Source organism: Actinoplanes sp. NPDC049265 (assembly GCF_043197135.1).
Classification (GTDB): Bacteria; Actinomycetota; Actinomycetes; order Mycobacteriales; family Micromonosporaceae; genus Actinoplanes.
Map to the genome: position 1 here is coordinate 47,841 of NZ_JBICSP010000008.1, position 13,769 is coordinate 61,609.

Below are 13,769 nucleotides of genomic sequence, written 5' to 3' on the forward strand. Positions count from 1 at the left end.
GCGTAGTCCCGCCGTGCCGCCAAGTCCTACCGCGCGGCCAAGTCCCGCCGTGCCGCCAAGTCCTACCGCGCGGCCAAGTCCCGCCGTGCCGCCAAGTCCTACCGCGCGGCCAAGTCCCGCCGTGCCGCCAAGTCCCACCGCGCGGCCAAGTCCCACCGCGCCGCCAAGTCCCACCGCGCCGCCTGATCTCGCCGCGCTGCCTGATCTCGCTGCGGCTCCTGGCTCCGCCGTGCCGCCTGATCTCGCCGTGCCGCCTATTCTCGCTTCGGCTCCTGGCCCTGCCGGGGCGCCGAGTCCTGCCGAGAGTTTTCACCCTGCCTTGGCTCTTGACCCTGCCGCCGTGGCATCGAGCCGGGTCGCCGGGTTGCTGCTCGCCGGTTGGCTGGAGGCGTCGGCCGGCGACGTCGGTCGCGCGGCGGCGGATCTGGACGAGGCTCTGGCCCAGGCCGAGCGATTGGGGGACCGCCGCCTGCGGGCCGACGCCCAGCGGCACCTGGCCTTCCTGCGCATCCAGCAGGGCCGACCGGCGGAGGCCGCGGCGCTGGCGGCCGAGAGCCTGATGGTCTACCGGCGCCTCGGCCTCGGCTGGGAGACGGCCGCGAGCCTGCTGCTGGCCGCCTACGGTGCGATCATGCTCGGTGACACCTCGGCGGCGGCCGTGGCGGCGGCGGAGGCGTCCCGGCTGCTGACTCCGATCGGCGACGCGTGGGGGCAGGTCCACGCCGAGGGGATGCTGGGGGCGATCGCCCACGCCGAACGGCGCTTCGACGACGCGACGCGCTCGCTGGCCCGGGCCGCCGCGGCCGCCGAGGAACTGGGCTTCCTCGGCCAGGCCGCCCTGCACCTGGCGACCCTGGGCCGCGTCCAGCAGCGGGCCGGCGACAGTGCCGCGGCCGAGGCGACCCTGGGCCGGGCCATCGCCGCCGCCCGTACAAGCGGCGACTTGCGTGTCACGGCGACCGCGCGGGTCCATCTGGCCCGGCTCCGGCGCGCCGCCGGCGACGAGCCCGGCGCCCGCGACCTGCTGCTGGACGCCGACCGCTGGTACCGGCAGGCCGGCGGCGACGGCGCCCTCCTGACCCGATGCCTGCTGGCCCTGACGACCCTCGACGATGCCCGCGCGAGCGGTGCTCCCGCGCTTGACCGGATGCTCGATGATGCCCGCGCGAGCGGTGCGGCCGGGCTCAAGGGGGTGCTCGATGATGCCCGCGCGAGCGGTGCGGCCGGGCTCAAGGGGGTGCTCGACGATGCCCGCGCGAGCGGCAACGCCGAGGTCGAGACGCTTGCCCTGGACGGGCTGGCCCGGCGAGCGGCCGACCGCGGCGACCCCGAGACGGCCCGCCGCCTCCTCGCCACGGCCGACGAGGTGGCGTCCCGGGCCGCTCACGTGCTCGACGACGCCGACCGCCTCGACGCCGCCCGCGTCCGCGCGTCGTGGTGACCCGGTGTGAAGCACTCGTAGCGACCGGTTTGATCGAGCACGGCGCCGAGGTGAAGTGCGTGGTTCACGCATGGTGACCAGTGTGAAAAGCGCGTCGTAGTGATCGCTGGGATCCAGCATGATGGCCGATGTGAACAGGCGTCAGCGCAAGAAGTTGCAGAGCCGGCTGATGGACGCGTCCGGCTGGGGCACCCCCCGGCGGGTGTCCGAGCTGTTGCGGGCCGGTGCCGACCCCGACCGCCCCGACCGGGACGGCAGCACCCCGCTCTACCGGGCCAGCGTGCAGGACATGGCCGCGAACATCCGGGTGCTCGCGGCGGCGGGGGCGGACCCGAACCGGGAGAGCGGCACCGGCGACGAGGGCCTGCCGCTGTGCGCCGCCGCGTGCTGGGGGCATGAGTCCGCGGTCCGCGAGCTGCTCGCCGCCGGGGCCGATCCGGGGCGGCGTGAGGACGGCGGCCGGGGGCGGACCGCCGGAGAGTGGGCCGAGGCCGGTGGGCATCGGCGGATCGTGGAGCTGATGGCGTGAGCGAGCAGGGGCGGCGGGACTTCCTCGCCACCGAGGGCCTGGACGACTGGGTGGTGCTGCACGGCGGGGCGACCGCGGTGTTCCCGGTGTCGTCGCTGGCCGAGGCGGCACGGCTGGCCGGTGCGGTGGCCGAGGTGCCGGGCGTCGGGGACGTTCTCATCACCATTGCGGACGACCAGCTCACCGTCCGGCTGACGCGGGGGCTCGAACGGATCGAACCGGAGCACGTCGAGCGGGCCCGGGCCGTCTCGGCGGTCGCCCGGCGGCACGGCGTCACCGGCGACCGTTCCCGGGTGCAGGAGGTGCAGGTCGCCGTGGCGGCGCGACCGGAGGCGGCCGACGTCGGTTTCTGGCGGGCGGCTCTCGGCTATGCCCCGCTGGCCGAGGACAACGCCATCGATCCGCTCGGCCACGGCTCGACGGTCTGGGTCCAGGAGCTCGACCCGGCCAAGCCGCTGCGGCACGCGATGCACCTGGACGTGTCGGTCGCACGCGAGCACGTCGAAGCGCGGGTGGCCGCCGCGATCGCCGCGGGCGGGCGCGTCGTCCACCACTGGGCCGAGCCCGAGGCGTGGACCCTGGCTGACCGGGCGGGCAACCGCGTCTGCATCTGCGCCTGGCCGGACAGCGCCTGATCCTCGACGGTGGCCGGCTCGGCCGCGTTCCACCAGTGTCGCCGGCCGGCTTCGAGCAGCGGCGCCCGGCGCACCCGGAAGCCCATCCGGTCGAGCACGCCCACCGCTTGGTCGAGCTCGGGCTCATGTCTGGCGTCCAGCGGCCCGGACAGCGATGCGATGACGACCAGATCACCGGGCCGCAGGGCACGGGGCCGAAGGAGGTCCGGCCCGGCGGCGCGCGGGGTCGCCACCCGCGCGCCGGTTCCGGGTCACTCCTCGCCGGTGGGCACGCTGTTGAGCTCGCGGAGCTGCTGGGTGACATGGTCGTTGAGCGCGGCCTGGTAGCTGCGCGCGAGCACGCCCAGCCGGTCGATCTCGTCCAGGGCGGCCGACCTCTTGGCGGTCAGCGTGCTCAGCGCCTCGCTGTGGTTGCGGCGCGCGTCGCTCTCGATCGTCGCCGCCTTGATCTCGGCCTCGCTGCTGATCTGTTCGGCCTTGCTCCGGGCACCGGTCATCACGGTCTCGGCTTCGCGCTCGGCGTCGCGCATGTGGTCGTCCGCGGTGCGCTGGGCCATGGCGAGCACCCGGGCGTTGCGGTCGTCGTCGCCGCTGGAGATCGGCGGCGGCGTCGGCGGGGTCGAGCGGCGGGCCCGTTCCAGCTGGTCCTGGACGTTCCGGGCGGATGCCTCGGCCCGGGCGCGGGCTTCCTGGGCCCGTTCGAGCTGCGCGGCGACCTCGCCGAATTCGCTGTTGAGCACCATCGTCGAGGCGGCACCGCCACCACCGCCGGGGCCGACCCGCTGGGCCCGGTCACGGAGTGCGCCGTTCTCCTCGAGGAGCCGGATGAGCTCCTGCTCGACCTCGTCGAGGAAGGCGTCGACCTCTTCCTCGTCGTATCCACGCTTACCCATGGGCGGCTTCTTGAAGGCCATGTTGTGGATGTCTGCGGGAGTGAGCGGCATCGTTGGGTCCTCGTTCATGCGGCGGAAAGTGGTGCGGCAGGCATCTTAGGCAATCCGGAGCTCCTTCGTAGTGTCCATGGTCACGTACGGCCGTTGTTCAGGGTGCCAGGGCGTGTGCGAGCTGCGTCGACCAGGCTCGCACGATCCGGGCGCGTCGCCGTGAGTCGTCGGTCAGGACGTCGGCCAACGCCAGCCCACGGGCCAGATCCAGGGTGGCCTGGACGAGTGTCCGCTGCGCCGGGTCGGCGTCGTCGGCTCCGAGCAGCCGGACGGCTCTACGGTGCACCCCTCGTGCAAAGTGCTTTTCCAGAGGTACGACCGCAGCCCGCAGCTCCGGGTCGGCCGCCGCGACGGTCCACACCTGCAGCGCGGCCCGGAACAATTCGCCCCCGATCACGTCGACCAGCCCGCTGACCACGGCGTGGATCCGTTCCGGCCCGGTCCCTCGCGGTTCGGGCAGGGCGTCGAGTTGCGCCGCGCGTTCCGCGAACATGTGTTCCAGAGCCCCCAGGATCAGGGCTTCCCGGGTACGGAAATGGTGTTGCACCGCGCCCCGGCTGATCCCGGCCTCCGCCGCGATGAAGCCCACCGTGGAAGCTTCCCATCCGTGGGCCGCCAAACAGTGGATCGTGGTCTCCAGGAGCCGTCGGCGTGTCGCGCGGCTCCGATCCTGTTTGGGCGCCGTGTCGGTCATCGGGCCGGGCTCCGCTCCGGCTCCGGCGTGGCGCCGCTCGTCCCGTGCCGGCCCCGTGCGGGTCATTCGCCGGCCAGGACGACCAGCGGCGTACCCTGCCCCACCTGTTGACCGACGGTCACCGGAAGCTCGCTGACGGTCCCGGCGCTCGGCGCCCGGACCGCGTGTTCCATCTTCATCGCCTCGAGCCAGACCAGCGGCTGCCCGCCGGTGACGGTCTCGCCCACCGCCACTCCGATCCGCACGACGGTCCCGGGCATCGGCGCGACCAGTGCCCCGGCCGGCACCTGGGCCGACGGGTCGGCGAAGCGGGGCACCACGCGCAGTTCGACCGAGCCGTCGGCCCCGTCGACCACGACCCGGTCGCCGAACCGGCCGACCGTCCACCGCCGCCGCACCCCGTCCATCTCGAGCACGACTTCGCCCGGGCCGGCTTCGACGAACCGGACGGAGGGCATGCCGGCGACGTCGAGACCGTCGCGGGTGAACCGGTACAGAACCTCGATCTCGTGCTCGCCGAGGGCGTAGACGCGGCTGCGGTGGCCGACCGGGATGTTGCGGAAGCCGCTGGTCACGCCGGGCAGCAGCGGCCCACGCCCGGCGGCCGCGTCGGAGAGCGCGGCCACGAGCGCGGCCGGCGCGGCGTCGGGCGGCGAGACGAGCGTGGCTGGGGGATGGGCGGTGTAGAAGCTGGTGTCGGCCGCGCCGGCCAGGAAGGCCGGGTGCAGCAGGCTGCCCACGAGCAGATCCCGGTTGGTGGCCAGGCCGTGGATGCGCGCTCGCCGCAGGGTGGCGGCGAGGGTCCGGGCGGCCTCGTCCCGGGTCTCGGCGTGGGCGATGACCTTGGCCAGCATCGCGTCGTAGTGCGGTCCCACGACGCTGCCCGCCTCCACCCCGGAGTCGACCCGGATCAGTGGTAGGCCCGGGCGGTATCCGGGGCCCGGATACCGCCCAGGGCCGCCACTGTGCGGGGGTCGGGTCGCGCCGAAGTCGAAGGTGTGCAGGGTGCCGGTCTGGGGGCGCCAGTCGTCGAGGGGGCTCTCCGCGTACAGGCGGGCCTCGATGGCGTAGCCGGTCATCTCCGGTTCGGGACCGGTCAGCGGTTGCCCGGCCGCCACGTCGAGCTGGAGGCCGACCAGGTCGACGCCGGTGACGCACTCGGTGACCGGGTGCTCGACCTGCAGGCGGGTGTTCATCTCCAGGAACCAGAACTCGCCGTCGTCCGAGGCCAGGAACTCGACCGTTCCGGCGCCGACGTACCCCACGGCGGCAGCCGCGTCGCGCCCGGCCGCCAGCAGTCGTTTGCGCAGGTCACCGCCGAGCCGCTGGACCAGGGGAGAGGGCGCTTCCTCGATCACCTTCTGGTGCCGGCGCTGCACCGAGCACTCGCGTTCGCCGAGCGCCCAGACCGTGCCGTGCCGGTCGGCCAGGACCTGCACCTCGACGTGGTGCCCGGACGGCAGGTACCGCTCGCAGAACACCGTGGAATCCCCGAAGGCCGCCAGGGCCTCACGCGAGGCGGCCTCCACCGCATCCGGCAATTCGGAAATGTCGGAGACCACACGCATGCCTCGGCCACCGCCGCCGGCCGAGGCCTTGACCAGAACGGGGAAGTCGGAGACCGAAGAAGGATCGAGGGAGGGGAGTACGGGCACGCCGGCCGCGGCCATCAGCTGCTTGGCGGCGACCTTCGAGCCCATCGAGGCGATCGCCGGCGGGGGCGGGCCGATCCAGGTGAGTCCGGCGTCGATCACGGCCTGGGCGAAGGCGGCGTTCTCGGAGAGGAACCCGTACCCGGGGTGGATCGCGTCGGCCCCGGTGCGACGGGCCGCCTCGATGATCAGGTCGCCCCGCAGGTATGTGTCGGCCGGGGTGGCGCCGGGCAGGCGTACCGCGAGATCGGCGAACTTGACGTGCGGACTGCCGGCGTCGGGGTCGGAGAACACGGCGACCGTGCCCAGCCCCCGGCGGCGGCACGTCTCGAAGATCCGGCGGGCGATCTCGCCCCGGTTGGCGACCAGAACCGATGTGATCACTGCGTACCCTTCACATCCGGAAGACGCCGAAGGCGTCCGTGCCGCGGACCGGCGCGCTGTGGATCGCCGAGAGCGCCATCCCCAGCACGTCCCGGGTGTCCCGCGGATCGATGATGCCGTCGTCGTAGACCAGCCCGGACAGGACCATGGGCATCGCCTCGGCCGAGATCTGCTGCTCGATCATCCGCCGGACGACCTGCGCGCCGTCCTCATCGAACGGCTTGCCCCGGGCCAGCGCCGACGCCTTGGACACCATGTACTGCACGTCGGCCAGCTGCTGGGCGCCCATCACGGCCGACCGGGCGCTGGGCCAGGCGAACACGAACCGCGGGTCGTACGCCCGGCCGCACATGCCGTAGTGCCCGGCGCCGTACGAGTTGCCGATCAGCAGTGAGATGTGCGGGACCGTCGAGTTGGCCACCGCGTTGATCATCATGGCGCCGTGCTTGATGATGCCGCCCTGCTCATACTCCTTGCCGACCATGTAGCCGGTGGTGTTGTGCAGGAACAGCAGCGGCGTGTGGGACCGGTTGGCCAGCTGGATGAACTGGGTCGCCTTCTGCGACTCCGCACTGAACAGCACACCCCGCTCGTTGGCCAGGATGCCGACCGGGTAGCCGTGCAGCGTCGCCCAGCCGGTCACCAACGAGCTTCCGTACCGGGGCTTGACCTCGTCGAAGTCGCTGTCGTCGACGAACCGGGCGATCACCTCGCGCGGGTCGAACGGCGCCTTCAGCCCGGGCGGCACGATCGACAGCAGATCCTCGGCCGGGTAGAGCGGCGGGCGCGTCGAAGCGGGCGCGGGACCCGATTTGACCCAGTTGAGCCGGGCCACGACGCGCCGGCCGATCCGGATCGCGTCGGGCTCGTCCACCGCGAGATGGTCGGCCAGCCCGGAAACGGTGGCGTGCATCGAAGCGCCGCCGAGCGACTCGTCGTCCGACTCCTCGCCGGTGGCCGCCTTGACCAGCGGCGGACCGGCCAGGAAGACCTTCGACCGCTGCTCGATCATCACCACGTGGTCGCTCATCCCCGGCAGGTACGCGCCACCGGCGGTCGAGTTGCCGAAGACCAGCGCGATCGTCGGGATGCCGGCCGCGGACAGCCGGGTCAGGTTGCGGAACACCGCCCCGCCCGGGATGAACACGTCCTTCTGGGTCGGCAGGTCGGCCCCGCCCGACTCGACCAGCGAGATTACCGGTAGCCGGTTGGCCAGTGCGATCTCGTGCATGCGCAGCGTCTTGCGCAGCGACCACGGGTTGCTGGCGCCGCCCTTGACCGTCGGATCGTTGGCGATGAGCAGGCACTCGACGCCGCTGACGACCCCGATCCCGGCGATCACGCTGCCGCCGACGGTGAAGTCCGAGCCGTACCCGGCCAGCGCGGCCAGCTCCAGGAACGGCGCGTCCCGGTCGAGCAGCAGTTCGACGCGCTCGCGGGCGGTCAGCTTGCCCCGCCCGTGATGCCGCTCGACCGCCTTGGGGCCTCCGCCGGCCACGGCCTTCACCGTCTCCGTCTGGATCTCGCGGAGGGCCGACAGCATCGAGTCGCGAGCGTCCGTCGCGGCGGACGAGGTGGTGTCCAGGGTGGACCGGATGAGGGTCACTGGTCCTCCAGCAGCCAGGCGGGGATGTCGACGTGCCGCGAGCGCAGCCACTCGCCCAGGCCCTTGGCCTGCGGGTCGAAGCGGGCGTTGTAGGCGACACCCTGGCCCAGCAGGCCCTCGATCACGATGTTGACGGCGTGGACGCGCGGCAGGCGGGTGATCCGGATGGGGTGACCGGTGGTCTCGGGGAGCAGGTCGCGCACGGTTTCCTCGGTGGCAAGAGCACTGAGCCAGGGGTACGCCCGGACGTCGCGAACCCACAGCCCGATGTTGGCGTCCCCGCCCTTGTCCCCCGACCGCGCCCCGGCCACCGTGCCGAGGGGCAGCCGTCGCGTCCCACCGGTCGCCGCCGGTACATCGGGCTCAGGGCCGGGCATCGGTTCCAGCGGCCGCGTCTCACCGGTCGGCGCCGGTGCATCGGGCTCAGGGCCGGGCATCGGTTCCAGCGGCCGCATCACCCGCGGCGCTTCGATCGTCTCGACCGTCCCGTCGGCCAGCACCACCTCGTGCTCGCCCTGCGGAACGTAGGACGCGGTGAAGACGCCGTAGGGGTGGGCCCGGCCGGGTGGCGACGTCGCGAAGAAGCCGGGGTACGAGGCCAGCGCCAGCTCGACCGCGCCGTCGGCGAACGCTCGCCCGGCCACCTTCTCGTCGCGGTCCCGGGCGACCACCGTGAGCAGCGCCGACGCCTGCTGCTGGGTGGGTGCGTCGGTGGCGTCGAGCCGGGTCAGGGTCCAGGTCACCTCGGCCGGCTCGGTGCGGGCGGCGGCCTCGAACTGGCGCCGGAACAGGGCGGCCTTGGCCTCGATGTCCAGGCCGGTCAGCACCACTGTCAGCTCGTTGCGGAAGCCGGCCACGCTGGTGTGCGCGACCTTGAGGTCCGGCGGTGGGGGCTCACCGCGTACCCCCGTGATCTCGACCCGATCCGGGCCGGCCGGCGCGAGCGACACCGTGTCGAGGCGGGTGGTCACGTCGGGGCCGGGGTAGCGGGCGTCGCCGATCTCGTAGACGAGCTGGGCGGTGACCGTGCCGACGGTGACCGCGCCGCCCGTGCCCGGATGCTTGGTGATCACGCTGGAGCCGTCCGGCTGGATCTCGGCGATCGGGAAGCCGGGGTGGTCCAGGTCGGGGATCTCGTCGAAGAACGCGTAGTTGCCGCCGGTGGACTGTGTGCCGCACTCCAGGACGTGCCCGGCCACGGTGGCGCCGGCCAGTGCATCCAGGTCGGTGCGGTCCCAGCCGAAGCGGGCGATGGCCGGGCCGACGACCAGTGACGCGTCGGTCACCCGGCCGGTGATCACGAGGTCGGCGCCGTGCTCGACGGCCCGGGCGATGCCGAAGGCGCCGAGGTACGCGTAACCGCCGCCGACCTCGACGTTGGGCACGGTGGCGACCCGCGCGTCGACGCCCAGGTCGCGGATCGCCTCCCGCAGCCCGGACGGGTCGACGCCACCGGCGTTGGCGACGATGCACACGCGCCGGTCCAGGGCGAGGCGCAGGCAGTCCTCGAGCTGGGCGAGGAACGTCTTGGCGTACCCGGAGGAGGGGTCGCGGCTCAGGATCAGCATGGTCAGCTCGGCGAGGTAGTCGCCGGTCAGGACGTCGAGCACGCCGCCGGGCCCGCCGCCCTCGAGCATCTCCCGCATCGCGGAGAGCCGGTCCCCGTAGAAGCCGGAGCAGTTGCCGATGCGCAGCACCCGACGACGGTCGCACAACCGGGAAAAACAAGCAAGCGTGCTTGTTTCCCGGGCGTTTCGGTGACTACCGTCGGAGTATGCGGCTGAACGAGGACCACCGGGCACTGCGGGAAACCGTCCGCCGGTTCGTCGACGAAGAGATCAACCCGCACGTCGACGGCTGGGAGGCGGCCGGGCTCGTGCCGCTGCACGACCTGCTGCCCAAAGCGGCCAAGCTGGGGCTGCTGGGGCTGGAGTACGACCCGGCGTACGGCGGTGAGGGCGCCGACCACAGCTTCCAGCTGGTCGCGGCCGAGGAGTACGGCCGCGTGCACGCCTCCGGGGTCGGCATGGCGATCGGCGTGCAGGCGATGATGGCCACCCCCTCCCTGCACGATCTGGGTACGCCCGAGCTCAAGAAGCGCTACCTAACACCCGCCATCGCCGGCACCGCCGTCGTCTCCATCGCGGTCACCGAACCGGACACCGGGTCGGACGTGTCCCGGCTGCGCACCAGGGCGGTCCGCGACGGCGACCACTGGGTGATCACCGGGCGGAAGGTGTACATCACCAACGGCACCCAGGCCGACTGGGTCTGCCTGCTGGCCCGCACCTCGGACGAGGGCGGCTACCGCGGCATGTCACAGATCGTGGTGCCGACCGACACCCCCGGCTTCTCGGTCGCCCGGACCTTCGACAAGCTCGGCAACCGCTGCTCGGACACCGCCGAACTGGTCCTGGACGAGGTGCGGGTGCCGGTAACCAACACGATCGGCGCCGAGGGGCGGGGCTTCCAGCAGCAGATGCGCCAGTTCGTCACCGAGCGCATGTTCGCCGCGTACACCACGGTCGGTGCCTGCCAGTACGCCCTCGACCGCACCCGCGAATTCGTGCGCGACCGCACGGTCTTCGGCACCAGGCTGGCCGAGCGGCAGTACGTCACGTTCCGCCTGACCGAGCTCCAGGCCGAGGTCGACCTGCTGCGCAGCCACAACCTGCAGACGTGCGAGGCGCTGATGGCCGGCGAGGACATCACCCGGATGGCCACGGTGGCCAAGCTCAAGGCCGGGCGGCTGGTCCGCGAGGTCGCCGACTGGTGCCTGCAGTTCCACGGCGGCATGGGCTACCTCGAGGACACCTGGACCGCCCGCTTCCTGCGCGACACCCGCCTGACCGCCATCGGGGCCGGCGCCGACGAGGTCATGCTCCAGGTTCTTGCCCGTCTGGACGGACTTCCGGCGTGAGCACCGCCAATCGTTGACTCGCCTCTGTCGCCTGGTCGCGTCAGCTGGGCGACCTGACCCGGTCCGCTAACCCACGGTGAAGCTCACGTGGGGCCCGAGTTCGTGCCAGGCCGACCCGTCGTAGTCGGCCGGCCAGGCGGTGTAGGTGCCGGCGGGCAGTGAGCGGGTGGCCTGGTAGGTGTAGCTCTGTCCCGGCTGCAGCGTGACCGGCGCCGACGCCGGGAAGTCGACGTTGCCGCCGGCCGCATTGCGGGCACCGGCCAGGAAGTACGGGATGGTCGCCGGGCCGCCGCCGTTGTTGGTGACCGTGAACCGTGCTGTCGTCGCTGCTCCGGCCGAGCCGGGCGTGACCTGGAGCGCTGTGGTCACCCTGAGGTCGGCCGCGCTGGGCGGGGCGACAGCGGCGTAGCTGCCCCGGGCGTCAGCCACCCGGAGCTCGTCGGTGTAGAGCACCCGATTGGTGGTGTCCGACGGCTTGCCCTGGGACCAGACCCACTTGTAGACGCCGAGCACCAGGTAGTTGCCGTGCACGCCGTCGCCGAAGTCGTCGTTGCGGCCGGCCTTGTGTCCGAACACGGGAAGGGGCTGACCGTCCTGCCACACCTCCAGGAGGCCGTCGCTCCCGGTCGACCACTTGATGTGGAAGACCCAGTCGGTCCACCGGCCGGTCCGGTAGTCCCCGATGACGGTGTCGGCGAACGTCCAGTCACCGGGGACGTCCGCGCGGTTCTGCCAGTTCTGGCTGAGGTAGTACTTGCCGTTCTGGGTGAACAGCGACAGAGGCGGAGAACAGCCGGCGGTGCAGTCGCCACCGGTCTGGTGCCATTGCACGATGACCTCGGGCGCGCGGTCCAACGCCCAGGTCGATGGCAGGTACGTGCTGAAGCCGTACCAGCGTTCGGCCCGGCGTGGTTCGGCCGGTGCCTCGGCCCCGATCTCGGCCCGTGACCCGTTGTTCTTGGGCTGGTCGGCCTTGTCCAACTCGAACCGGACCGAATGCCCGCCGGCCCGCACGGGCTCACCGTTGGCGGCGTAGGCCTCGCGGACCTGCGGCTCGCCGTTGGTGTGCCGGATGCCCGGCCAGTACTCCATGGCCCAGCCCGGAGGCACCTGCTCGGGCATGGTCCAGTGGCTCGGGTCCTCGAAGTCCAGGACGTACCCGGTCCCGGGCTCCGACGGGGTCGTGCCGGTGACCGCCGCGGCCGGCGTCGTGCTCAACCCGGTCATCGCCACCGACAGCAACACCAGCGCCGCTCTGCCTGCTCTCATCGATCTGCCTCCCTCGATTCGGTCTCGCGTCAGCATGTGACGAGGCCCTTGACCGGGGCTGGAGGTCCGCGTGAGAAACGCGTGAGCGGCCGGAATCACGAGGTCAGGACGGTCACATGGAGAAGCAGGACGGCCTCCCGGTCGGCCGGTGGACGGGTGACCGCGAGCATCGCCCACCGGCTTTCGCGGGTGTGGACGCAGACCCGGGCTCCGGCGTGCAGGGCACGCATCTTGACGTTGCCGCCGCCGCGCTGGGGCAGGCGCGTGCAGATGGTCGCGCGATCGGTGTCGGCGACCATGTGGATCGCGTTGAAGTCGTTCGTGTTGCGCAGGTCGACGCCGGAGATCTGGTTCTCCGCCGCCGGTGCCCTGACACTGGTGCGGTACAGGTCGAGGAAGTCGTAGTCGGGGGAGCGCGGGTTGTTGGTGGCGTGCCAGTCCGACGGCCGGCCGGGCGGGATGTCGAGGTCGTAGCCGACGCCCGGGTGCACCGCCAGGTCGAACTCGTTGAAGACGCCGAGCGGCCGGGCGGCGAGGGGCGGGTCGTCGCCGGCCCGGCCGAAGGCGAACAGGCCGGCCAGCGCCGCGGCCGTGGCCAGGCCACCGGCGAGGGCGGCCCAGCGTCGTCGCCGCCGACGGTGCGTGGCGGACGCCGGCGGGACCGGTGGCGCGGCGGTCGCGAGGCCCGGGTCCTGGCGCAGGATCCGTCGTTCCAGGTCCTGAAGTTCGGGGCCGGGTTCGATGGCCAGTTCGTCGGCGTGCCGGCGCCGGGCCTCCCGGTAGCGGGCCAGCGCGTCGGCCTGCCGGCCGCACCTATACAGGGCCAGCATCAACTGGCCGATGAACGGCTCCCGCCACGGCTCGTCGTGCACCAGGCGGTCGAGTTCACCGACGACCTCGGCGTGCCGGCCGCACTCCAGGTCGGCCTCCAGCCGCAGGTGCAGCGCGACCAGCCGCAGATCGTCCAGCCGGGCGGCCTCGGACCGGGCGGCCGCGCCGCCGACGTTGGCGTACGCCGGCCCCCGCCACCGGGCGAGACCATCGCGCAGCAGGTCGGCCGCCTTGACCGGGTCACCGGCCTGAAGCGCCCCCCGACCGTCGCGCAGGCTCTCCTCGAACCGGACGTGGTCGATCCGTTCCGGTTCCGCCCCCAGCTGGTAGCCGCCGGGAAGGGTACGTAGCGCCCGCCACTCGGTGCCGGGGGCGTGATCCGGCTCGAGAAGGTGCCGGAGCTGGGAGATGTACGTCTGCAGCGTGTTCGTCGCGCTGGCCGGCGGCTGCCCCTCCCAGACCACGTCGATGAGCGCGTCGGCGGTGACCAGCTCGTCGGCGTGTACGACCAGGCAGGCGAGCGCCGCGCGCAGCTTCGGGCTGCTCACCGGGATGTCCTGCCCGTGCCGCCGGATCGCCAGCGGACCGAGCACCAGCAACTCCATGGAGCCACTGTGCACCCTCGTACCGATCAATACTGTCGTCGATCGGCGGCGGCGGTTGGTGGGATACTGGCGCGATGAGACGTGAACCCGGCTGGCTCGATCTTGCCCGCACGGCCGCCAAGCTGCTCAAGTCGCTCGACCCCGACCTGCGCGGCTGCTCCGACGGCACCGACGCCAACCCCCGGAAGCAGTCCGCGCGCAAGCCGTCGTGGCCGGCTACCCCGGGCGCCCCGACCCGCTGGCCGGGGCGTCGCTGAGG

Annotated in this window: 12 protein-coding genes; 5 read left to right on the top strand and 7 right to left on the bottom strand. The window is 72.6% G+C overall.

All coding sequences use genetic code 11. The annotated features are described in order from the left end of the window. The first annotated feature begins 340 nt into the window (after nt 1–340). The 3 genes from ACGFIO_RS20400 to ACGFIO_RS20410 all read left to right on the top strand — a co-directional run bounded on the left by ACGFIO_RS20400 (nt 341) and on the right by ACGFIO_RS20410 (nt 2,605). Nucleotides 341–1,441, top strand: a complete 1,101-nt coding sequence (locus ACGFIO_RS20400) for a hypothetical protein (protein WP_392827845.1) — start codon at nt 341–343, stop codon at nt 1,439–1,441. Nucleotides 1,442–1,571: 130 nt separating this feature from the next. Continuing rightward, nucleotides 1,572–1,970, top strand: a complete 399-nt coding sequence (locus ACGFIO_RS20405; protein ID WP_392827846.1) for an ankyrin repeat domain-containing protein — start codon at nt 1,572–1,574, stop codon at nt 1,968–1,970. Next, nucleotides 1,967–2,605 (top strand): VOC family protein, encoded by a 639-nt coding sequence (locus tag ACGFIO_RS20410; protein ID WP_392827847.1) that lies wholly within the window; start codon nt 1,967–1,969, stop codon nt 2,603–2,605. Before ACGFIO_RS20405 ends, ACGFIO_RS20410 begins: the two co-directional genes overlap by 4 nt. A gap of 251 nt (nt 2,606–2,856) precedes the next feature. Here the strand turns inward: ACGFIO_RS20410 and ACGFIO_RS20415 are convergent, their stop codons facing one another. The 5 genes from ACGFIO_RS20415 to ACGFIO_RS20435 form a co-directional block, all read right to left on the bottom strand. Next, the gene (locus ACGFIO_RS20415; RefSeq protein ID WP_392827848.1) at nt 2,857–3,567 is read right to left on the bottom strand and encodes a DivIVA domain-containing protein; all 711 of its coding nucleotides are present in this window, start codon (nt 3,565–3,567) and stop codon (nt 2,857–2,859) included. Between the two features lie 79 nt (nt 3,568–3,646). Then, complete coding sequence (locus tag ACGFIO_RS20420) at nt 3,647–4,243, bottom strand: TetR/AcrR family transcriptional regulator (protein WP_392827849.1); 597 nt, start codon at nt 4,241–4,243, stop codon at nt 3,647–3,649. Nucleotides 4,244–4,305: 62 nt separating this feature from the next. Then, nucleotides 4,306–6,279 (bottom strand): acetyl/propionyl/methylcrotonyl-CoA carboxylase subunit alpha, encoded by a 1,974-nt coding sequence (locus ACGFIO_RS20425; RefSeq protein ID WP_392827850.1) that lies wholly within the window; start codon nt 6,277–6,279, stop codon nt 4,306–4,308. Nucleotides 6,280–6,289: 10 nt separating this feature from the next. Beyond that, the gene (locus tag ACGFIO_RS20430) at nt 6,290–7,822 is read right to left on the bottom strand and encodes an acyl-CoA carboxylase subunit beta (RefSeq protein ID WP_392828116.1); all 1,533 of its coding nucleotides are present in this window, start codon (nt 7,820–7,822) and stop codon (nt 6,290–6,292) included. A 59-nt stretch (nt 7,823–7,881) separates the two neighbouring features. After that, nucleotides 7,882–9,531 (bottom strand): acyclic terpene utilization AtuA family protein, encoded by a 1,650-nt coding sequence (locus ACGFIO_RS20435; protein WP_392828117.1) that lies wholly within the window; start codon nt 9,529–9,531, stop codon nt 7,882–7,884. 128 nt (nt 9,532–9,659) lie between these two features. Between ACGFIO_RS20435 and ACGFIO_RS20440 the strand changes: the two genes are divergently transcribed. Further along, nucleotides 9,660–10,805, top strand: a complete 1,146-nt coding sequence (locus ACGFIO_RS20440) for an acyl-CoA dehydrogenase family protein (RefSeq protein ID WP_392827851.1) — start codon at nt 9,660–9,662, stop codon at nt 10,803–10,805. A 66-nt stretch (nt 10,806–10,871) separates the two neighbouring features. On the opposite strand, the gene ACGFIO_RS20445 is transcribed toward ACGFIO_RS20440, so the two are convergent. Both ACGFIO_RS20445 and ACGFIO_RS20450 read right to left on the bottom strand, forming a co-directional pair. Then, complete coding sequence (locus tag ACGFIO_RS20445; protein WP_392827852.1) at nt 10,872–12,074, bottom strand: heparin lyase I family protein; 1,203 nt, start codon at nt 12,072–12,074, stop codon at nt 10,872–10,874. Nucleotides 12,075–12,169: 95 nt separating this feature from the next. Further along, nucleotides 12,170–13,510: a BTAD domain-containing putative transcriptional regulator gene (locus tag ACGFIO_RS20450; protein WP_392827853.1), complete on the bottom strand. Its 1,341-nt coding sequence runs from the start codon at nt 13,508–13,510 to the stop codon at nt 12,170–12,172. Between the two features lie 74 nt (nt 13,511–13,584). On the opposite strand from ACGFIO_RS20450, the gene ACGFIO_RS20455 reads away from it, so the two are divergent. Then, complete coding sequence (locus ACGFIO_RS20455) at nt 13,585–13,767, top strand: hypothetical protein (RefSeq protein ID WP_392827854.1); 183 nt, start codon at nt 13,585–13,587, stop codon at nt 13,765–13,767. The last annotated feature ends 2 nt before the right edge of the window (nt 13,768–13,769 follow it).

Coding starts and splice junctions, on each gene's coding strand:
- ACGFIO_RS20415 (WP_392827848.1), bottom strand. CDS start 3,567: ATGAACGAGGACCCAACGATGCCGCTCACTCCCGCAGACATCCACAAC.
- ACGFIO_RS20420 (WP_392827849.1), bottom strand. CDS start 4,243: ATGACCGACACGGCGCCCAAACAGGATCGGAGCCGCGCGACACGCCGA.
- ACGFIO_RS20430 (WP_392828116.1), bottom strand. CDS start 7,822: ATGCTGTCGGCCCTCCGCGAGATCCAGACGGAGACGGTGAAGGCCGTG.
- ACGFIO_RS20435 (WP_392828117.1), bottom strand. CDS start 9,531: ATGCGGGAGATGCTCGAGGGCGGCGGGCCCGGCGGCGTGCTCGACGTC.
- ACGFIO_RS20440 (WP_392827851.1), top strand. CDS start 9,660: ATGCGGCTGAACGAGGACCACCGGGCACTGCGGGAAACCGTCCGCCGG.
- ACGFIO_RS20445 (WP_392827852.1), bottom strand. CDS start 12,074: ATGAGAGCAGGCAGAGCGGCGCTGGTGTTGCTGTCGGTGGCGATGACC.
- ACGFIO_RS20450 (WP_392827853.1), bottom strand. CDS start 13,510: ATGGAGTTGCTGGTGCTCGGTCCGCTGGCGATCCGGCGGCACGGGCAG.
- ACGFIO_RS20455 (WP_392827854.1), top strand. CDS start 13,585: ATGAGACGTGAACCCGGCTGGCTCGATCTTGCCCGCACGGCCGCCAAG.